The sequence below is a fragment of the Paenibacillus sp. FSL P2-0322 genome (assembly GCF_037975315.1).
GTDB classification, from domain to species: domain Bacteria; phylum Bacillota; class Bacilli; order Paenibacillales; family Paenibacillaceae; genus Paenibacillus; species Paenibacillus polymyxa_B.
The window spans coordinates 1,890,108-1,911,845 of sequence record NZ_CP150243.1 but is presented as its reverse complement, the minus strand read 5'-3'; the positions used below and the strand labels follow the sequence as shown (position 1 = coordinate 1,911,845).

Below are 21,738 nucleotides of genomic sequence, written 5' to 3'. Positions count from 1 at the left end.
TCAAATTGGGACTATCTACTCATTGAAATATCTTACTTGGCCTCATACCAATTGCTGCCATAGCTTACTTCGGCTTTGAGCGGCACAGCCAGCTTTAATGCAGCTTCCATGGTAGCCGGGACAAGCTCTTTCATCGTTTCCATTTCCTCAGGCGGAACCTCGAACACAAGCTCATCATGTACTTGGAGCAGCATTCTGCTGCGAAGATTACGTTCACGTAGCGCCTTATCCATCTGTACCATCGCCAACTTGATAATATCGGCAGCGGTACCTTGAATCGGCGTATTCATCGCTGTACGCTCAGCGAATGAACGCAGGTTGAAATTGCTGGCGTTAATCTCCGGCAAATAGCGTCTGCGTTCCAACAGCGTTTTTACGTAGCCGTCCCGCTTCGCATCCTTCACAATATCATCCATGTAACGGCGAACGCCTTGGAACACATCAAAATACTGGTCGATAAAGCGAGCCGCTTCCTTCCGCGTAATATTCAAATTTTGTGACAGACCATAATCACTGATTCCATAGACAATCCCAAAGTTGACTGCCTTCGCAGAACGCCGCATGTTGGAGTCCACATCTTCCGCTGCTACACCAAACACATCGGATGCGGTCTTGGTATGGATGTCCATATCGTGGACAAAGGCTTCCTTCAAACGTTCATCATCCGAAATATCAGCTAGCACCCGCAGCTCAATCTGTGAGTAGTCTGCCGCCAAAATAGACCAGCCCGGTTCGGACGGAACAAACACTTTGCGGATTTTGCGACCCTCTTCAAGACGAATCGGAATGTTTTGCAAATTCGGAAATTGACTGCTCAAGCGTCCAGTTGCTGCAACCGTCTGCCGGAAATACGTATGCACCTTACCTGTTTTCTCCGAAATTTCTTTCAGCAATCCTTCGACATACGTCGATTGGAGTTTGGCAATAGTGCGGTACTGCAAAATATTTTGCACAATATCATGATAGGGGGCCAGCTTTTCCAATACCTCCGCATCGGTCGAGTACCCCGTTTTCGTCTTTTTAATGACAGGCAAACCCAGTTTATCAAACAAAATCTCACCCAGCTGTTTAGGTGAATTCAGATTGAACTCTACTCCGGCAATGCTGTAGATTTCACCCACCAACGTTGCAATCTGGGCTTCAAATTCTTTCCCCAAAGCGCGTAGTTCTTCTACGTTCACCAAGATGCCCTGCTTCTCCATATCCGCCAAAATGCGGGACAACGGCATCTCCAGCTCATGAAACAGCTTGTGCATTTCCGTTTTTTCCAGCTCCGCCTGCTGCACAGGCACCAAAGCTTCAATCACCGCTGCCTTACGCGCCACATGATCGGACAGTACATCCACGTCAGGGACTTTATATTTAGCTCCTTTGCCGAACACTTCTTCGTCTGGGCGGATCGAAGACAAGCCATATTTGGCTGCCAATCCGCTCAATGTCTGGTTTGCATCGGTTGGGTCCAGCAAGTACCCTGCCAGTTGCACATCAAACTCGGCACCTGCAAACTCAATTCCATGCCAGTGTAAAGCCAAATCCGTTCGATGCAGATCATGACCGCGTTTTTTGCGTTCAGGGTCAGCAAGCCATGCGCGAATAGGTGTAGCTGCATCGCTTTGCAGTGCATCCAGTGTCATAAAAAATTGCTGTCCCGTTGCGGCAAATATCAGACCTACAATGTCAGCATGATGCGGATTATCACCATGCGTCTCAACATGCAGCACATCCACACGATCCAACACTTCTACCAATTCGCTAATCCGCTGCTCATCCAGCACTGTTACGTCAGCCTCGGCTTCCTCTACGTCTACCCCAGTACTTCCAACCTCACCTGAAAAGGATAAACGCTCCAGCAAGGACTTGAACTCCAGCTTCGCCAGAGCTGGCCCGGCCGTTTCTGCTTGCAGCCCGCCGAAGGCCACATCTTCCAGCTGCTTGTCCAACGTTACATCCCGATAAATGGTCGCCAAATCTTTGCTCATTCGCGCATCATCAGCATGTGTCTCTACACGTTCTTTCATTTTGCCCTTCAGCTCATTCGTGTGCGCCAGCACTTCTTCGACTGAACCGTATTGATGCAGCAGCTTGAGCGCTGTTTTTTCTCCCACGCCAGGAATACCAGGAATATTGTCCGACGTATCGCCCATCAGACCCTTAAGATCAATAATTTGCAGCGGCTTCAGGCCATATCGTTCCTGAATTTGCTCAGGTCCATACGTCTCCACCTCAGTAACCCCTTTGCGGGTCAAGCCGACTGTGACATGGTCTGAGGCCAATTGGAGCATATCCTTGTCCCCAGTCACGACCAGCACATTAAAACCGGCTTCGTCCGCTGTCTTGGACAGGGTGCCTATAATATCGTCCGCCTCATAGCCATCCAGTTCAAACTGGGCAATGCCGAAAGCGGTCAATAGCTCTTTCAGCAACGGAAATTGCTGAGACAGCTCTGGCGGTGTTTTCTCCCGTCCACCTTTGTAATCCTCGTATCCTTTATGGCGAAACGTTATTTTGCCGGCATCGAAGGCAACCAGAATATGTGTTGGTTTGTGCTCCTCCAAGAGCCGCAATAACATCGTCGTAAATCCGTACACCGCGTTCGTCTGCTGCCCGCTCGAATTCGTTAACGGTGGCATAGCAAAAAACGCCCGGTAAATGATACTGTTACCATCTATAAGCATGAGTTTATCCATTTAGCACCTCGCAAGTTCATCAATGCATTCGTAACGTTCTTACGTTTTACGCATTCCTCTTCCTATCTTAACATACAAGACTCCTTTTTCAGAAAAAAACGGCTGCTTCCTAACCAAATTTGCCTTTTGCTCAAAGACAAGTCTGGGTCAGAAACAACCGCTATATACCTGAAAGCTCTACTGGTTCAAATCTGGTCTCTCCCCTGTCACGAGATATACAGTACTTTCACCGATATTCGTAGCATGGTCACCAATTCGTTCAATGTATCGTCCTACAAGCAGTTGCAGCATGGCTTGTGAAGCCTCTGCCGGCTTTTCTACCATAAAGGCGTACAGATCGCTGATCATGTGGCTATACATGGAATCCACACGATCATCCTCTTTGGCCATTTTGTAGGCCAGATCTGTATTTTCATCCAAATAGGATTTGATCGCATCATCTATCATTTCTTTAACAATGGAAGCCATGTGCGGAATATCCACCAGAGGCTTAATGATCTGCTGCCCTTCCAAACGAAGTGTCACCTTGGCAATATCAAGTGCCAAATCGCCCATTCGTTCCAGATCACTGGAAATTTTAAATGCAACAATGATCCGGCGCAAATCCTTCGCTACCGGTTGCTGGGTAATAATGAGCTTGGAACCCATATCGAGAATATTCTCTTCCAGCGTATTGAGGGATGCATCATTTTTGACCACCTGCTGAGCCAATTCTATATTTTTGGTCTGCAAACATTCAATGGCCTGATCGAGCGCCTTCGAAACGTGTGCACCCATTTCGCGCAGTACGGCTCTCAGCTCATCTAACCCTTCATCAAAACCTTTTCTACGTATCATTTCGAAGTCACCCCTTCTGGCATATTCATCTGGTAGGCTTTAGCCAAATCGCCCTGAAATATAATCTTCTGTACGTGAATCTTGCGGCGTGGAAAACATCGTCTCTGTATCCGCCGCTTCCACCACAACACCATTTAAAAAGAACGCAGTTCGACCGGACACACGCGCTGCCTGATGCATGTTATGCGTCACCATGACGATGGTATATGTGTCTCGCAATTCCTGAACCAGTTCTTCAATTTTCATCGTGGAGATCGGATCTAGCGCAGATGTCGCCTCGTCCATAAGCAAAATATCTGGCTGTACAGCAAGCGCCCGGGCAATGCACAACCGCTGCTGTTGTCCACCGGACAAGCTCAGAGCTGAACGCTTCAGAAAGTCCTTGACCTCTTCCCAGAGTGCCGCCTGCCGCAGGCTTTGCTCGACCAATTCGTCCAACTTGTCCTTTTGCCGAACTCCATGCAGACGTGGGCCGTAGGCCACGTTATCATAAATCGATTTGGGAAATGGGTTAGGCTGTTGAAAAACCATTCCTACCTGCTTACGCAGAGTTTCTACTTCCATAGTATCGCCGTATATATCCTGACCTGCGATACTCACGGTGCCTTCAATACGCGTTCCCGGTATCATGTCATTCATCCGGTTCAGCGTACGCAGCAGGGTCGATTTGCCGCAGCCGGACGGGCCGATAAAGGCAGTTACCGTTTTTTCAGGAATATCGAGGTTTATATGTTTCAGCGCGTGAAATTTCTCATAATATAAATTCAGCTTATCAATCCGGATTACGGAATCATTCATGGATTTATGATCTCCTTCGTGTTGCAGTTATGATCCTCAAGCATTGCACCTGATTTGCACAATATGAAGATTATATAAGCTGTGTGTAAATTTAGTGTGGTGGATTTGTTAACGGTATGTAAAATGATCAAGAACTTAGCATGAGCTCAAGCTCCTGTGCAATTTCGGCTGCATTCAAAGCCGCTTTCTCTGCGGAATGGGACATTTCGCTGTTTTTGGCTTCAATTTCATCGACAGCCTGCAATAGTTTGGCAAAAGTTTGTGTTCCAGCAGAAATATATTGAGAGCCTGTATGAATCTGCTGCATACTCGTATCCGTCAGTTCAGCAGTGTCACGCAGCATCTGCTCGATATGGGTGAGTAAGCCTGTAATCTGCGTGGAAAAAGCTTTCGTCTGGAGTGACATATTCCGCACCTCCTGAGACACAATCTGGAAGCCTCGTCCGTGTTCGCCAGCATGCGCCGCCTCAATGGACGCATTGATCGCCAGCAGTCCGCTTTGATCTGCCAGTGCACGAATGGATGAGGCCATGCCCGCAATGTCATTCAGCGATTGGGTCAACGCCGTCATCTGCTCATGCTGGCGCTTCATTTGCTCCGTGACCGCACGATAGGAGAGCAAAACATCCTCCAATTCTACTTTGCCACGGCGGGATAATTCACTCATTGAGCGGGTTAGCCGCACACTGTCATCGGCCTCTTTAGCTGCATCCAGCACAGTCAGCTGAATACGCTGGACTCCGTCATAGCTATGCCGAATCACATCGCCCCGCTCTTCGTCCGCTTCTCTTTGCATTCGCTGCACGACGGACAGGATATCACGAATCGTGAGTACGCCGAGTAATCGTGTGCCTTCCTTAATCAACACACAATCGTAAAAACGCTGTTCTTCACGCAACATCGCCAATTCCACAATGTCCGATGCCCGGCTTTTTAAATCCACAATTAATGTATCGGGGTCGGCAAATATGGCCGCAGGCTTGTCATAGAACAACGCCGCAGCAAATCTGCCCGTAAAATGGCGATTGTACGCATCTCTCATAATAATGCCCAGTGGAAGATCATTTTTATCCACAACAATAACACAAGGTATATCTTCCTGTGTTTTCATAAGTGCTAACAGTTCTTTACAAGACATGTCCGTACCAATGATCGGAACCTCCCGGCATGGCACATAGGTAGTAATCGGCTTGTATGCTTCACGTTCAATCACGGCAGTGGAACTCGGCTGGGTCTTTGGTTCCGTTATCATCGTTCTGAAGTCCCCTTTTTTTAACTACTTGGAGTGACGGGAACATCATATCGGTCATTTGTTGATTCTAGCGATCAGTTTTGTTAATGAAATGTAAAATCACGAAATGGACACAAAAGTCGCCGGACACTGCCATAGATAAAGAAAAACGCTTCTCATTTATAATAAATGAGAAGCGCTTCTTTTTTTATTTACAACCAGCTTGTAACCCACTCCACGGATCGAATCAATATGAACCGAGTCGGGATCTAGCTCCAGCTTTTTACGTAAGGAACTGACGTGCACATCCACGGTCCGTTGACCGCCAATGTAGTCAAAACCCCAAACAGCATTCATCAGATCATCTCGGGTCAATACCACACCCGGCTTGCGGGACAAATAAAGAAGTACCTCAAATTCCTTTGGTCTGAGGCTGATGGACTGACCTCCAAGAATGACTTCATATTTTTCGGGGTAAATCTCCAGCTCGCCCAATTGAATTTTGGAGCTATCTTTCTGATCAGACAACACTCCTTCATCCCCGCCGGAAGTTCTTCGCAGCACAGCCGTCACGCGGGCCAACAGCTCAGAAACGCCAAAAGGCTTCGTGATGTAATCATCCGCACCCGACTTCAGCCCTTGAACAACCTCTGCTTCACCGTTTTTGGCCGTTAAAATAATGATAGGCGTCGTCAGCCCCTGATGGCGAAGTCTGCTCAGAATGTCCAGTCCGTTCATTCCCGGCAACATCAAATCCAGCAGGATCAAATCGTAGGACTCTCTGGAGGCTTTCTCAAACCCGGCACTGCCATGATCCTCCGTGTCCACTTCGAAGCCTTCTTGTATCAAATTGTAGGATAGCAATCTGGCAAGCGTTGGTTCATCCTCAATAACCAGCAAGCGTTGTCCCATAAATAACTTCATCTCCTGTTTACCTGTTAAAGGCGCATTGGTCAAAATCCTGAAACCTTTTCCATACTCATGCGACACCCGTTTATTTTATCACGGCATTGTTAACAGAATGTAAAAAATGTTCTAGTTCATTCTTCCTGTTGCAATAGTGGTAATTCAACTGTAAACGTGGTACCCAATCCAAGCTCACTTTCCACCGAAAGGGTGCCATGATGCAAATCGACCAAGTGTTTGACGATCGACAATCCCAGCCCCGTTCCGCCAGAGTTGCGCGAGCGTCCTTTGTCCACCCGATAAAAGCGCTCAAAGATACGTGGCAGGTCCTTCTTCGGAATTCCAATACCTGTATCACTGACTGTAAATACGACCTTTTCCGTGTCATTCTCCCGCTGTATCGTTAGAACCTTGATCTTTACCTTGCCACCATCAAGTGTATAGTTGATGCCATTAGACAAAAGGTTCAAGAAAATCTGCTGAAGCTTATCTTCATCTGCCTCCATAAACAACTCATCCGGGATATCCATGTGTAGCGTAATTGTTTTTTTGGCCGCAACATTGTTCAGTTTTTCCAGCAATGAATCTATGAACGACGAAACGTGCACCGGCGAGCAATCCAGCGGAGAACGCTTGGATTCAATTTTGGATAGCTCCAGAATGTCACCGATTAGCCGATTCAATCGTTCGCTTTCATCATATATAATTTGCAAAAATGAGCGGGCCGTCTCTTCATCTTTAACCCCGCCACCGAGTAACGTCTCGGCAAAGCCCTTGACCGCGGCAATCGGTGTTTTTAGCTCATGAGAAACGTTAGCCACAAATTCGCTCCGCATATTTTCCAACCGTCGAATGGCCGTAATATCCTGTAAAAGGAACAGCATCCCGCGGTATCCGCCTTCATCCTCATACATCGGGACACCGTCCAGCAACACGAGTCTCTCCTCGGGATTGTACAAATGAACCTCACCATGCAACCTCTCTCGGCTTTGTATGCTGCCCTCAATTAGCTTTGTGAGCTCATAGTGCTTCTTCAGCTCATGATACGGCTTGTCCGTCACCCGTTTACCCACGACACCAAGCATTCGCTCAGACTCACGGTTTACAAGCGCAATACACTCACTTGCATCAATCATTAGAATTCCGCCTGTCATATTACTCATGACGCTCTGGAGTAGATCCTCATTGTCGCGTATCGTTTTCATTTGGTCTTGGAGACTGTCAGCCATACGATTAATGGCTTCACCCAGTTGCCCTACCTCATCCCGGCGCTGTACACCGACTCTTGCGTCATAATCCAGCCCTGATATGCGGTTGGCTACCCCTGTAATATGTTCAATGGGCGAGGTGAGGCTGCGAGCAATACGATAGCTCACCAATCCAGCAGCAATAAACAGCAACACAAGACCAATCCCGATGGCCGTCCAGCCGCGCCGTACTCCCTCCTCCACCGCTTTCAGGCTCATAGACAAACGGATATACCCATCAAAGCCCTTGTCCGATACAACAGGTTCAGCGACGTATAGCATGTTTCGTTGCAGAGTTTCGCTGTAGCGTATTGTCCGACCGATTCCTTCCACCGTGGCTTGCCGTATTTCATCACGAGATGCGTGGTTTTCCATCTTACGAGGATCACTTAACGAATCGCCAACCACCGTCCCGTCCTTGCGAATGAAGGTCACCCGCGATTCCGTCAGACGAGCAATTTCTTTCGCCTTTTGAGAATAATAAGAGACATAATCCGTACTGGACAGGGCATCTGCATTAACAAAAGGGAATGTAGCCCGAAGAAGGTCAATCTCCCGTCCCATGTTCTCCTCTAGCACCTTCATATTCGAATTTTTAAAAATTTGTCCCATCGTGATTCCAGCAGCAAGGACAGATACGCCAATCAAAATCAGCATGATCAGGGTAAGCCTGAAACGAAACGATTTCATAAAATATGCCCATCCTTTATGTAAGTTAAGTCTCATTCTACAGGCTACCTTCATTATGTTCCACTGTGAAAAGAAAAAAAGGCTAGGGCATAACACGCCCCCAGCCTTTCCTTTATCCTCTTATCCGTTTATAACTTCACCGCCGTTGATATGAATAACCTGCCCGCTTACATATGAAGAATCGTCTGAAGCAAGGTACACATAGGCTGGCGCCAATTCTTCCGGCTGACCCGGACGCTTCATTGGCTGTGCTCCTCCAAACTCGCTGACCGTCTTGGCATCAAATGTAGACGGGATTAACGGCGTCCAGATTGGCCCTGGTGCTACAGCGTTCACCCGAATACCTTGATCCGCCAAATTGAGTGAAAGGGAACGAGTAAAGGATGTGATTGCCCCTTTCGTCGATGAATAATCAATGAGTGTCTTGTTCCCAGCGTACGCGGTAATCGATGTTGTGTTGACGATAGTGCTTCCTTTCTTCAAATGCGGCAATGCTGCTTGCGTCAGGAAGAACATACCAAAAATATTCGTACGGAAAGTACGCTCCAACTGTTCTTTGGTAATATCCTCCAGCTTTTGCTGTGGATGCTGCTCTGCCGCATTGTTCACAACGATGTCGAGCTTGCCCAGCTCGTGAACCGTCTGTTGAACCGCTTTTTTGGCAAATTGGTCATCTCCGATATCGCCAGGAATCAACACACATTTGCGTCCCTCCTGCTCTACCTGACGTTTTGTTTCTTCCGCGTCCTTGTGTTCATTCAAGTAAATGATAGCTACGTCCGCACCTTCTTTGGCATACGTGACAGCTACAGCCCGTCCAATTCCACTGTCTCCACCAGTAATAAGTGCAACTTTACCTATTAGCTTGCCAGCAGCTTTGTAAGTTGGTTTTTCAAACTGGGGTGCAGGCGACATTTTGGACTCAATCCCCGGTTGCTGGTCCTGATGCTGTGGGGGCAAGGTTTGCTGAGGTTGGTTACTTTTAGGCATTGTACATTCTCCCTTCAAAATCAGATATTTTTTAGGATGCAACATTTGCATCCACTCTACTCCTGATTTACCACACAAAGTTATTCGTTAAACGAAAAAAGGAAAATGTAGTTATTTGAGCAAACAAAAAAACGGCCTATGCTTATTCAGCACAGACCGTTTTTTCAATTTAGCATTTTTCATCATTCGATTACAGGCTCTCACCAAATGCATAATTAAATAATATGGCTGTATACCATTAAAAACGTAATTAAAATCAGGAAGACGGCAAGCAGCGTACTGAACATTCGCATTTTGCCAGCGTATTGCGTAATAGGCTGTTGGCTACGAATCGCTTCCAGCGACAGCCGTAACGGCTTACCCATGGCTCCCGCGATACCAGAAATGGCGAGAAACAACAGCAAAACGACAACGATCCATGCTACCGAATAAGAACCCCAGGGAAAAATCATATAGATACCGCTAACAAGCACAAGGATCAGTGCAAATTGAGCCAAACGGTTCAATAGCTGAACAGCCGATATCGTTCCTTCCTGCACGCTAGGAGCCAATTTGTCGATTTTGCCCACAACGAAGGGGAGCAATAAATAAAAACCCATTGCCAGTGATCCAATAATGTGAATAAAAAACATTCTTTACAACCTCCATTTCTTTGTTTTCTTACAAACTTTTTTTCCATAGAACGATCATATTCCAACGAATGACTACCATCTTTTCAGTGTTTTGGGACATGCTTTTCTATGTCAGGATTTTGCAAGATCCTCATGTAACTATCAATACATATGAACTCTATTATACCGGGGAAGTGGGTCAAAGCAAAGGAATACGGAAGAAAACGAATAGATTACTTAAAAGTAAAAGAGGTGTCCGGCGGCCATGACTATGGCTTGGGGACACCTCTTCAAGTAAAAGTATACCGTCTTAGTAGAAAATTGAATCTATACGGTAACTATTTTAATCACACTGCGGACCGATTCGGCGGATTGATCGAGCGCTGCTTTTTCTTCGGCTGTCAATTCCAACTCGAACACTTTTTCGATGCCATTGCCGCCAAGAAGTGTCGGTACGCCAAGGAATAAATCCTGGTAGCCGTACTCTCCCTCCAGGTAGGCAATGACCGGAATAATCCGTTTTTTATCTTTTACAATCGCTTCTGTCATTTGTGCAAGCGAAGCTGCCGGAGCATAATATGCGCTACCATTACCCAACAGATTAACGATCTCTCCGCCACCGCCGCGTGTCCGTTGTACGATCGCTTCGATACGTTCCTGCGAAATCAGGGTTTCGATAGGTATACCTCCAACGCTGGAATAGCGTACCAGGGGCACCATATCATCACCGTGACCACCCATAACGAAGCCGCGCACGTCTTCGACAGAAACGTTCAGTTCTTGTGCAATAAAGGTACAATATCGCGCTGTATCCAGCACACCTGATTGGCCAATAACCCGATTTTTCGGGAACCCAAGCGTTTGATAGGCAGTATAGGTCATAGCATCTACCGGATTACTCAGAATAATGACGATAGAATCCGGCGCATACTTCTTCACGTTCTCACAAACGGATTTTACAATTCCTGCGTTCGTATTTACCAAATCATCACGGCTCATACCCGGCTTGCGTGCAATCCCGGCTGTAATAATGACGATATCCGAGTTAGCTGCATCCTCGTAATTGGAAGTGCCCGTGATCTGGCTGTCAAATCCCTGTACCGGACCGGCCTCCAAAATATCAAGCGCCTTGCCTTTGGTCGGATTCTCTAGTTGCGGAATATCGATGAGTACGATATCACCTAGCTCCTTTTGAGCCAGCAGCAATGCGGTAGTGGCACCGGTAAAACCGGCGCCAACAATGGATATTTTTTTACGTTGAATGGACAAGTGGTATTCCCCTTCCTTACAGGTTACTAATAATGGTATCTGCGAACTCGGAGCATTTCACTTGTGTAGCACCATCCATCAGACGAGCAAAGTCATAAGTTACAATCTTCTTATTAATGGACGTCTCCAGCCCTTTGTAAATCAGGTCAGCCGCTTCTTGCCAACCCAAGTGTTCAAGCAACATTACGCCCGACAGAATTACGGAACCAGGGTTCACTACGTCTTTGTCGGCGTATTTTGGAGCTGTACCATGTGTAGCTTCAAAGATAGCATGCCCTGTTACATAGTTAATGTTCGCACCTGGCGCAATACCAATTCCACCAACTTGGGCAGCAAGAGCATCGGACAGATAGTCCCCGTTCAGGTTGAGCGTAGCAATCACATCAAATTCAGAAGGACGAGTCAGTACTTGCTGAAGTGCAATATCAGCAATCGCATCCTTGATAATGATTTTGCCTGCATCTTCAGCTGCTTTTTGAGCTGCATTCGCCGCATCCTCACCGTCTTTTTCCTTGATTACATCATATTGGGCCCAAGTAAATACTTTATCTGCAAATTCTTCCTCAGCCACTTCATAACCCCAGTTTTTGAAGGCACCCTCGGTAAATTTCATAATGTTACCTTTGTGTACGAGCGTTACACTCTTGCGTCCGTGGTCAACAGCATACTGAATGGCAGCCCGCACCAGACGCTTTGAACCCTCGGAAGAAACTGGCTTAATGCCAATACCAGAGGTTTCAGGGAAACGGATTTTGTTCACACCCAGCTCTTGTTGGAGGAACTGAATAACCTTTTTCACGTCTTCAGACCCTTCAGCATACTCGATCCCCGCGTAAATATCTTCTGTGTTCTCACGGAAAATAACCATGTCTACCAATTCAGGACGTTTCACTGGAGAAGGAACACCGTTAAAATAACGAACAGGACGCAGACATACGTATAAATCCAGTTCTTGACGCAATGCCACATTCAACGAACGGATACCACCGCCAATAGGTGTCGTAAGTGGTCCTTTGATGGCTACAATATACTCACGGATGGCTTCCAAAGTATCGTTAGGGAGCCATTCGCCGTATGTATTGAAAGCTTTCTCACCAGCGAATACTTCATACCAGGCAATCTTTTTGCTGCCGTTATATGCTTTTTCTACAGCTGCGTCCAGTACGCGTTTGGAAGCTTTCCAGATGTCGCGACCCGTGCCGTCACCTTCGATAAACGGAATTACCGGATGGTTCGGAACCTGTAGTTGACCGTTATCAATCGTAATTTTTTCGCCTTCAGTTGGGAGCTCAAACTTTTCAAATTTCGCCATAAGTTCCTTTTCCTCCTCAGATATGAATGGGTACAGGACGAAAGACATGATCTTTATCACTGACAAAAACGTACATCTCTCGTCGTCCCCTCTATTGTACCTTATTTTTTAAATTCAGGGTATACAACCTCAATCTTCCTTCGACAAGGGGCTAGCGCAACTCTGGTGATACATATTTTTGATCCATTGGACCTGTATATTCGGCGCGAGGACGAATCAGGCGGTTATTTTCATACTGCTCTAAAATGTGTGCGGTCCATCCAGATACACGACTCACAGCAAAAATAGGTGTAAACAGGTCTCTCTTGATACCCAGTTGGGTATACACAGAGGCAGAATAAAAATCCACATTGGGCTTCAAGCCTTTTTGCCCTGTTACAATTCCTTCAATTCGAACTGACATATCAAACAACGTTGTGTCACCGTTCATTTCCCCCAGCTCGCGGGACATTTTGTGCAAGTGCTTGGCACGCGGATCACCGTTTTTATAGACTCGGTGTCCAAAGCCCATAATTTTTTCGCGGTTATCCAGTTTCGCCTGAATATAGGAGTCCACCTGATCCAAACCACCAATCTCCTCCAGCGTTTTGGCCACAGCCTCATTGGCCCCACCATGCAGTGGTCCTTTTAAAGCTCCAATTGCAGACGTGATTCCAGAATAAATATCCGACAATGTGGCTACCGTTACACGCGCAGCAAAGGTAGAAGCATTTAATTCATGATCGGCGTGCAGCACGAGAGCCTGATTGAACGCTTTAATAGCCGTCTCCTCTGGATCCTTGCCAGTCAGCTGATACAAAAAGTTTTCAGCGATGGAAATACCTTTTTTAGGCGCAATCGGCTCCAAGCCCTCGCGTATACGTGCTATCGCTGCCACAATGGTGGGCAATTGCGCCTGAAGCTTGACGGTTTTAGTCACATTAGACTCTCTCGACATATCATCCGCCTCTGGGTCATACAAAGCGAGAGACGATACGGCTGACCTCAAGGCAGCCATCGTGCTCAAATTTTTAGGGTATAACTTTAATTGAGTAACAATTTCATCCGGAATAGCAGCGTATTCGCTTAACTGGTTGCGAAGCTCCTGCAATTGCTCTTTATCAGGTAATTTTCCAAACCACAACAAATAAGCTACCTCTTCAAAATCGGCGTTAACAGCCAAATCATCAATGTTATAACCCCGGTACGTGAGAACGCCATCTACGATAGAGCTTATGGAGGAAGTGGTCGCTACGATCCCTTCCAGACCTTTAGTCGCTGTCATCGTTACATCTCTCCTTTGTAAAAACATTGTGAACGGACTTGCAATGTAAACATTTTCAAAAGTAAGATATGTCTTTTAAATAGCTGAGTAATGTTAACGCCATATGTCAATATTTAAACCTTCTTTCACTATACTGGATTTTGTCGTTTATGTGAACATTGAGGGCTATTCCAACACATTCAAATGTTTTATCGCTTCCATAAATAAATTTTTGAAACCCCTTACAAAAAATATTGATTTATTTGCACTTTTTTACACAGGTCTTGTCTCCCCCCTTTCCCGCATATGTATAGTAGAGCATTTATTTTATGAAAAACTATCGCAAAAGAAAGGAGCCGTGAGAGCTTGAGCCGATTAATCCTGAATCGCATATTTCGTGCTATATGGGTGGCAATCGTGATTGTAGCTCTGTTACTGGGCATATATGCGCTTTTCCCTCTCATCTATCCTTTCCTATTCGCCTGGCTTGTGGCTTATGCCATGAATCCACTGGTTAGTTTTCTGCGTAACAAAGCCCGTATGCCACGTTGGACGGCTGTCACGGTCTCATTATTTGTATATTTAGGTGGAATTGCAATTATCCTTTCTGCGGCAATCACCCGCATGGTCCGAGAAGTTATTAAGTTGGCCATGACTTTCGACGGACATATTGAGCGTTTTAAAAGTCTGTTTATCGATTGGACACAAAGCGATTTGATTCAAAATGTAATTATTGAAATTAACCATTTTATCCGGGATAATCCGGATTACCAACATACCATTAACAGTAATATTGATAAGACAACTCAAACCGTCAGTTCGGCTGTCACTACGCTAGTCGCTCAATTTTTTAATGGAGTTTTGAACTTGCTAACCTCTCTGCCTAATATGGGAGCAGTTCTAATGGTTATTGTATTAGCAGCCTTTTTTATTAGTAAGGACTGGGACCGACATAGTCGGATGCTCTCAAATACGGTTCCTGATACGATTCGCAAACCATTGTCGGATATATGGCACGATCTGCGTAAAGCACTGTACGGCTATTTGCGTGCACAGTTTATTATCATCTCCATTACGGCATTAACAGTCATTGTTGGGCTGTTCATATTGCGTGTGGAATCCGCCTTTACCATCGGTTTGATGATCGGGCTAGTGGACTTGCTACCTTATTTGGGGGTTGGCATTGTGATGATTCCGTGGATACTGTATGCGTATATGTCTGGTAATTTGGCACTAGGGGTAGGATTGTCGATCCTTTATATCATCCTGTTGATTGGACGACAGATCGTGGAGCCTAAGGTGCTGGCCAGCAGCGTGGGCTTGAACCCGCTTCCCACCCTCATCGGTATGTTCATCGGGCTCAAGCTGTTTGGCGTTTTAGGACTAATTATCGGACCTGTATCACTGATTGTCGTTGATGCACTGAATCGCGCGAATGTCATTCAGGACTTGCGCAACTATATTCTCGCTGGAAGAGTCCGCTAGATCATGGATAGGAAAAACGGCAGCTCACGTCAAAATCGCCGAAACGTAATACTGCCGTTTTTCATTTTTTTCTCCAGCCACTTCAATAAAAAGCGTCGGTACAACGCTCGTGTTAAAGGGAATACCAACGTAAAACCAATAATATCTGTTAAAAATCCGGGGATAAGCAGCAAGCTCCCACCGAAAAAGACACATAATCCATCCAGCATTTTACGGCCGGGCATTTGCCCCCGGTTCATTTCATTTTTCGCATCGGCAATCACCTTACGACCTTCAAATTGCATCATGGCAGCCCCGATTAGGGTCGTCAGAATGATGAGTAAAATCGTTTTGCCCGCTCCAATCCAATGACTTACCCATATAAACCCGTACAGCTCCGCCAAAGGAATGAGCAGCAGCAACAGCCATAGACGTTTACGCATCATCATGACTTCTGCCCCTCCCCGCCTGTAAAAGCAAACCTTAATGCAGTGTACAGCTCAGGTAGCGCCTGATCTAGTCGAACAGGCTTCCATTCGGTGTTCAACCATACATGACGTGTCATCCCTGTGACAAGCAGTTCTCCCGGTAGCGTGTCTGCCTGGGTCCATACCTTTCCCAGATACCTTTGATGCTCATCGTCCGTTACCCGTCGAACCTCATAGGTATAGTTTAGACGTAGTCTAGAGAAGTCCGTAATTGCCGTATAAATGGTAATTAAATCATCATATCGAGCAGGACTCGCATATTTCGCATTGATTTCAATAACTGGCAGCAAGACTCCTCGTTCCTCCATGCTCCGATAGTTAAAGCCCGCCTGCCGGATCATTTCGGTACGCCCGATCTCAAACCAGTTCAAATAATTTGCATGATATACGACCCCCATCTGGTCGCTTTCCTGATAACGGACACGTAGCGGTGCGCCATACCAGCGTAATTCCGTTTGTTTCTCCTCTTGAGTCATACAAGCTCTCCTATCTTTGTGCATCTTTATCTCTATTTTGCCCTCTCTCCATTAAACCATATTTACAGCCCAGGAACAAAAAGAGGGCAGACCGACCGGTCCACCCTCGCAAATCATATATAATAATGCCTTTATTATTGTGGCAGCGGCTTGGACAGTTTATAATATCCGCTATCCGAAGCCAGCTTAAGCAAGCTCTTAGCCTGGCTTCCCGCCCAGGCGTAACCAAGTCGTCTTTCCTCACTAATTTTCATGATGTCGGTATACTTTTTGCCATCCCGGTCTGAAAAGAAATACTTATTGTCTTCCACATTATAGAAACGATACCACATTACGCTCGATGCATCCTTTTGGAAAAACTCCGGACCTTGACGATTGTATTTGATACCGTCGATTCGGTTGGCATCAAACCATTTCAAAGCGCTCTGAGCCGCTTTTTTCACTTCAGCGGTTTGCGGCTGGGACATGAGAAAAGCAGTAATGCCTACTGATTCCGTAGTTGTTTTGGAAGGTAACTCAAATGCCCGGGCTTCAACAGATGCATAAGTAGCCGGATCGTGCTGTGCACCCCAGATTGTCGGTGTACCATTATTTACAATTTGAGACTTAATTGTGTACTGGATACCTTTGTTTAGCGCTTGCTGAAGTCTGGAGCGAGATGCATCGTCCAAAATATCGCTATCAAACGGCTGCTTCTTGTTCACAATATCGTCAGCCAAAACCATAACTCTAACCATCGCATCATCATTATAAGTTACAGCATCGGAATAATTACCACGTTTAGGGTATACTTGCGGCCAGCCACCGGAGGAATACTGAGAGGTTAAAACGAAGTCAATTGCTTTTTGTACACTGTTCTTAATGTCTTTATTTTTTGTTTTTTTGTATACATCCGCCAAAAAGCGAATCTCGGTTGTCGTGGCCTCGTTATCGAACGTTCCGAGCTCAACACCATCCTTGCTCTTCCATGTGGAGCGTGCAGTTTTGCCATCCCATTTGGATTTATAATTCTTTTCCATAGCTTTGAAGAATCCGCCATGTGGTAATTGCCAGGATACAATATTTAAGGCAAGTGTAGTATCCTTGGATGTATTCCCCGTAGAGAACTTGCTAAAGTCGCGCATTTTGTTCAGGAGGCTGTCTGTATTCACAACAGCGGTTGGCTTCGTCACAGCCGACAGCCCAAATAATTGCTCACGATCCAAAACACCTGAATTTACACCGTCACCATAAACGTCCCGTCCCACAGCTGAATCTGTGGTAAGCTCATAAGAAGCAGTCGCCGATTCACGTCCTGAATCATATGTAGCCGGCACCATCTCCTGTGCCGCAGCCCATGAGGGACTTAGGAGTCCTGACGTTACTGTAATCGCCAAACTTGAGAGCGCTATCATCTTTACGGTTGGACACATCTTCTTCTTCATTTGAACCTCTCCCTTATTTTGAGTTGGGTAATTGCGTTCAGTTTAACCCTATATATTCTTGCTGAAGATTCTTTTTGATAGCGAAGGGAACTGAACCACTATTTATGCATGATAAATAGTTAGTTGTATTATATGAAAATATATCCAAACGATCAATATATTTTAATTTACTAATAGATTAAAAAAGTTACAAAACGTTGAAAACAATAAAAATCCTCTTACTAATGCTGGATTAGTAAGAGGATTTTACGTGCAGCTAATATATAGTAGGTCGATGAGCAACATCGCTTAACCAAATCGACCCATGATGTACTCCTGAGTCAGCTCATTTTCAGGATTCGTGAAAATATCGTTCGTTTTCCCATGTTCAACCAGACTTCCGATATAAAAATAAGCAGTATAATCGGAAATTCGTGCAGCCTGCTGCATATTGTGCGTCACAATAACGATGCGCAGTTCTTTTTTTAATTCGGTAATGAGCTCTTCTACCTTGCCTGTAGACACAGGGTCCAGCGCGGAGGCTGGCTCGTCAAGCAATAGAATTTTCGGTTGAACGGATAGTGCACGTGCAATGCAAAGCCGCTGCTGTTGCCCGCCAGACAGCGCCAGAGCGGAGTCATGAAGGCGATCCTTGACCTCATCCCATAATGCTGCTTTACGCAGGCTACTTTCGACGATTTCATCAAGCTGTTTCTTCTTACGCACCCCACGGTATTTGGGACCGAAGGCGATATTATTGTAAATAGATTTGTAAAAAGGGTTGGGACGCTGCCACACCATGCCAATTTGCTGACGCAGCTTGATCACGTCCGTTTCCGGTGCTGTCAAATCCTGTCCATCCATCCAGATGTGACCTGTTGTAGAGGAAGATGCAATCTCATCATTCATTCGATTAAGGGAGCGCAAAAAGGTCGATTTACCGCAGCCGGAAGGCCCGATCAGGGCAGTCACAGTCTGCTCGGGAAAGGCCAGATTCACTTTTTTCACAGCCTCAAAGCTGCCATAATAAATACTCAAATCCTCAGTACTGAACGGATGCGGCGGTTGCCCCGCAAGCTGTTCCGAACGCGTAGACTGAACGGATGTTGCTGGTGCGGCGGTTTTTGCCGTTCGCGTAATCACATGTTCCATTGTTCTCCATCCCCTTTCTAATCCATACGTTTGGCAGCTGTCAGACGGCGGTATACAACTCTTCCGAACCATCTTGCACTCAAGTTGAATGCAAGCACAAGCAGCACCAGTACGGCAGAAGCGCCTGCAGCAATATCTTTGGAGTCAGGAGCAATCCCCTCACTGTTGACCTTCCAAATATGAACAGCCAATGTTTCAGCAGGTCGCATCGGGTTAATAGGCGATCTGGCATGCAATGGATTCCAATCGGTAAAATCAAGCGGCGGCGTACTCATCCCTGCTGTAAACAGCAGTGCGGCGGCTTCCCCGAAAATACGGCCTGCGGCCAAAATCGTACCCGTAATCAAGCTTGGCAGCGCAGCTGGCAACAAAATGGAGGTGATGATTTTCCACTTGGATAATCCAAGCGCGAGTCCAGCTTCCTTTTGCTCCTTCGGCACAGCTCGGAAAGCCTGCTCAGTTGTGCGAACCATCAGCGGCAGGTTGAATACGGCCAAAGCCAAGGCTCCTGATAAGAGGGAAAAGCCAAAATCAAACGTATTTACGATAAGTAGTAGTCCAAACAATCCGATGACGATAGACGGGAAGGAGGACAATACTTCGACGACAAGTCGTATAAAGTCCGTAATTTTCCCCGGCTTTGCATATTGCGCCATGTAAATACCTGCGCCCCAGCCAATCGGAATGGTGATAATCAAAGTTAAGATTAACAAAAATACGGAATTAAATAGTTGTGGGCCAATGCCACCGCCTGCACGTAATGTTTGGGGAGCACTGGTTAAAAAGTCAAAAGAAATATGACTGACTCCGCGGGCCAAAATGAAGCCCAGTAATCCCACCAAAAGTGCAACAATGAACAAGGCGAAGAAACAGATTACAAATGTAGCGATCTTGTCGGTCGTTTTAGCTTTCATCAAACCCGGTTTCTCCTTTCAAGCAGCCTTACCAGCAGCACGAAAATGAATGTCATGAGCAGAAGAACAAGCGCCATGCTCCAGAGAGCATTGTTATGAACGGAGCCCATCGCTGTATTCCCCATGCTAAGTGTAATGACGCTGGTCAAGGTCGAAGCGGATTCCAGCAAGGAATGCGGTATGTGCGGAGCATTCCCGATTACCATCTGTACAGCCAACGCTTCTCCGAAGGCACGAGCCATACCGAGAATAATTCCTGTTAAAAGAGCAGGCAGCAGCGTCGGAATAATAACACGGGCAATTGTCTGCCAGCGGGTAGCACCCAAAGCATAAGAGGATTCACGCAGCCCCCCCGGTAAGGAAGACAATGCATCCGCCATAATACTCGTAATCGTCGGCAAAATCATGACTGACAACACTAGGCAGCCTGCCAGAATGCCAATGCCTTGTCCTCCAAACACGTTCCGCAGCAGCGGGACGATGACGGTCAAGCCGACAAAGCCATATACAACCGACGGAATACCAGATAATAATTCAATCGCGGGTTGAAGGATACGTTTACCCGATTTCGGCACGATTTCCGTCATAAATAAAGCCGCACATAAGCTGAGCGGACTGGCAATTAAAGCCGCCAGTATGGTTACTGCAAAAGAACCCGTAATAAACGGAAGCGCTCCGAAGGACTTAGGCTCGCCATCCGGGCTCCATTTGGTTCCAAAGAAAAACTCTCGCAGACTGACTCCATTCACCGCAAATGTAGCTACACCTTTGGAGGCAACAAAATATACGATGGAGACAATGACTGCAACTAAAAAAACGACACAAACCGACGTATATATGCGGCCGGTCCATTCTTCCCAGTAATGTCTTTCTTTCATAACTCGGGATCGTTTATTCTGTTCCATGTATGCCTTCCCTTCAATTGGTTCCATACTGTAACTCCTTTAACCGAAGAATAGAGGCAGGACGCTAGTCCGCCTCTTCTTCGTGAATATACTCGCGTTAGCTGCGTTCATCGAACAGGAGGTGTGACTCTCCTTATTTCGTGATATTACCGTCAGCATCACGTTTCACTTGCATACCTGCTACTGGAATGTATCCCAAGTCTACGACATCCGTTTTTTGGATTTCATCTGACAGAATGTAGTCAAGGAATGCTTTTACATGCTCTTTTGGCTCACCTTTAGTGTACATATGCTCGTAAGCCCATACTGGATATTTACCTTGTTCTACATTTTCAACGTTAGCTTCAACGCCATCATATTTCAAAGTAGTTACTGTGTTGTCGATGTAGGACAGAGCCAGATAACCAATCGCACCCGGTGTTTCAGCAATCAGTTTTTTCACAGTACCGGAGGAATCTTCTTGAATGGAGCCCGGCAGATCTTCCGTTTTTTGTCCCAATGCGTATTTTTCAAATGTTGCACGAGTACCGGAGCTGCTTGGACGGTTTACGATAACGATTTTTTGATCTGCACCGCCAACTTCTTTCCAGTTCGTGATTTTACCTGTAAAGATTTGTACCAATTGATCTTTTTTCAGGTCTGTAACGCCTACTTTAGGATTCGCTACCGCTGACATGGCTACAACAGCTACTTGGTGATCGACCAGTTCATCTGCGCCGCTCTCCAGTTTTTCTTTTGCAAACACGTCGGAGTTACCGATGTCCGCTTGTCCGCCGGAAACTTGAGTCAAGCCAGTACCGCTACCGCCGCCCTGTACTTGAACTGCAATGCCTTTATATTTATCGACAGCCATAAATTTTTGTCCCGCTTGCTCTACCAATGGTTGAAGTGCAGTGGAGCCAACAGCCAGAATATTTCCTGTCAGTTCAGCAGCTGCTTTATTGTCTGTTCCTGTAGCAGCTTCTCCTTGTGGTGCAGCATTGTTACCTGATCCGCAAGCTGCAAGTGCAAATACCATGGTGAGAGTCATCAGAATGAACGGCCATTTTTTCAACATTTTTTATTGTCCTCCCCTTAGTTAAGTGACGGTTTTTTATTTATGACCATCAACACTT

Annotated in this window: 19 protein-coding genes; 1 reads left to right on the top strand and 18 read right to left on the bottom strand. The window is 46.2% G+C overall.

The window, feature by feature from the left end; all coding sequences use genetic code 11:
• Positions 1–32: 32 nt before the first annotated feature.
• The 11 genes from polA to citZ form a co-directional block, all read right to left on the bottom strand.
• The gene (gene polA / locus MKY24_RS08455; RefSeq protein WP_053325101.1) at positions 33–2,687 is read right to left on the bottom strand and encodes a DNA polymerase I; all 2,655 of its coding nucleotides are present in this window, start codon (positions 2,685–2,687) and stop codon (positions 33–35) included.
• Positions 2,688–2,864: 177 nt separating this feature from the next.
• Positions 2,865–3,524 carry a phosphate signaling complex protein PhoU gene (phoU, locus tag MKY24_RS08450; protein ID WP_023987923.1) on the bottom strand — a complete coding sequence of 220 codons (660 nt, stop codon included), beginning with the start codon at positions 3,522–3,524 and terminating at the stop codon, positions 2,865–2,867.
• Positions 3,525–3,563: 39 nt separating this feature from the next.
• Positions 3,564–4,322: a phosphate ABC transporter ATP-binding protein PstB gene (gene pstB, locus MKY24_RS08445; RefSeq protein ID WP_023987922.1), complete on the bottom strand. Its 759-nt coding sequence runs from the start codon at positions 4,320–4,322 to the stop codon at positions 3,564–3,566.
• A gap of 127 nt (positions 4,323–4,449) precedes the next feature.
• Positions 4,450–5,574, bottom strand: a complete 1,125-nt coding sequence (locus tag MKY24_RS08440; RefSeq protein ID WP_075154007.1) for a methyl-accepting chemotaxis protein — start codon at positions 5,572–5,574, stop codon at positions 4,450–4,452.
• Positions 5,575–5,733: 159 nt separating this feature from the next.
• Complete coding sequence (locus tag MKY24_RS08435; RefSeq protein WP_013309604.1) at positions 5,734–6,465, bottom strand: response regulator transcription factor; 732 nt, start codon at positions 6,463–6,465, stop codon at positions 5,734–5,736.
• A gap of 128 nt (positions 6,466–6,593) precedes the next feature.
• Positions 6,594–8,396, bottom strand: a complete 1,803-nt coding sequence (locus MKY24_RS08430) for an ATP-binding protein (protein ID WP_339201762.1) — start codon at positions 8,394–8,396, stop codon at positions 6,594–6,596.
• A gap of 120 nt (positions 8,397–8,516) precedes the next feature.
• Entirely contained in the window at positions 8,517–9,386 is an 870-nt protein-coding gene (locus tag MKY24_RS08425; RefSeq protein WP_279831362.1) for an SDR family oxidoreductase, read from the bottom strand.
• A 215-nt stretch (positions 9,387–9,601) separates the two neighbouring features.
• A complete protein-coding gene (locus MKY24_RS08420; RefSeq protein ID WP_023987918.1) occupies positions 9,602–10,018 on the bottom strand; it encodes a hypothetical protein in 417 nt (138 codons plus the stop codon).
• 306 nt (positions 10,019–10,324) lie between these two features.
• A complete protein-coding gene (gene mdh, locus MKY24_RS08415) occupies positions 10,325–11,266 on the bottom strand; it encodes a malate dehydrogenase (protein ID WP_028542892.1) in 942 nt (313 codons plus the stop codon).
• Between the two features lie 16 nt (positions 11,267–11,282).
• Complete coding sequence (gene icd, locus MKY24_RS08410) at positions 11,283–12,578, bottom strand: NADP-dependent isocitrate dehydrogenase (protein WP_023987916.1); 1,296 nt, start codon at positions 12,576–12,578, stop codon at positions 11,283–11,285.
• A gap of 151 nt (positions 12,579–12,729) precedes the next feature.
• Positions 12,730–13,842: a citrate synthase gene (gene citZ / locus MKY24_RS08405; RefSeq protein ID WP_028542893.1), complete on the bottom strand. Its 1,113-nt coding sequence runs from the start codon at positions 13,840–13,842 to the stop codon at positions 12,730–12,732.
• Positions 13,843–14,187: 345 nt separating this feature from the next.
• Between citZ and ytvI the strand changes: the two genes are divergently transcribed.
• Positions 14,188–15,306 (top strand): sporulation integral membrane protein YtvI, encoded by a 1,119-nt coding sequence (gene ytvI, locus MKY24_RS08400; RefSeq protein WP_028542894.1) that lies wholly within the window; start codon positions 14,188–14,190, stop codon positions 15,304–15,306.
• A 29-nt stretch (positions 15,307–15,335) separates the two neighbouring features.
• Here the strand turns inward: ytvI and MKY24_RS08395 are convergent, their stop codons facing one another.
• The 7 genes from MKY24_RS08395 to MKY24_RS08365 form a co-directional block, all read right to left on the bottom strand.
• Positions 15,336–15,734 (bottom strand): FxsA family protein, encoded by a 399-nt coding sequence (locus tag MKY24_RS08395; RefSeq protein ID WP_013309596.1) that lies wholly within the window; start codon positions 15,732–15,734, stop codon positions 15,336–15,338.
• The gene (locus MKY24_RS08390; RefSeq protein ID WP_023987913.1) at positions 15,731–16,249 is read right to left on the bottom strand and encodes a thioesterase family protein; all 519 of its coding nucleotides are present in this window, start codon (positions 16,247–16,249) and stop codon (positions 15,731–15,733) included. The genes MKY24_RS08395 and MKY24_RS08390 overlap by 4 nt, the downstream gene beginning before the upstream one ends.
• 134 nt (positions 16,250–16,383) lie before the next feature.
• The gene (gene pelA, locus MKY24_RS08385; protein WP_028542895.1) at positions 16,384–17,673 is read right to left on the bottom strand and encodes a pectate lyase; all 1,290 of its coding nucleotides are present in this window, start codon (positions 17,671–17,673) and stop codon (positions 16,384–16,386) included.
• 288 nt (positions 17,674–17,961) lie between these two features.
• Positions 17,962–18,804: a phosphate ABC transporter ATP-binding protein PstB gene (gene pstB, locus MKY24_RS08380; RefSeq protein ID WP_023987911.1), complete on the bottom strand. Its 843-nt coding sequence runs from the start codon at positions 18,802–18,804 to the stop codon at positions 17,962–17,964.
• Positions 18,805–18,821: 17 nt separating this feature from the next.
• Positions 18,822–19,718, bottom strand: coding sequence for a phosphate ABC transporter permease PstA (gene pstA, locus MKY24_RS08375; RefSeq protein WP_023987910.1), 897 nt, complete (start codon positions 19,716–19,718; stop codon positions 18,822–18,824).
• Positions 19,718–20,650, bottom strand: a complete 933-nt coding sequence (gene pstC, locus MKY24_RS08370; protein ID WP_013370343.1) for a phosphate ABC transporter permease subunit PstC — start codon at positions 20,648–20,650, stop codon at positions 19,718–19,720. Before pstC ends, pstA begins: the two co-directional genes overlap by 1 nt.
• Positions 20,651–20,756: 106 nt before the next feature.
• The gene (locus tag MKY24_RS08365) at positions 20,757–21,680 is read right to left on the bottom strand and encodes a phosphate ABC transporter substrate-binding protein PstS family protein (RefSeq protein ID WP_025722004.1); all 924 of its coding nucleotides are present in this window, start codon (positions 21,678–21,680) and stop codon (positions 20,757–20,759) included.
• Positions 21,681–21,738 lie beyond the last annotated feature (58 nt).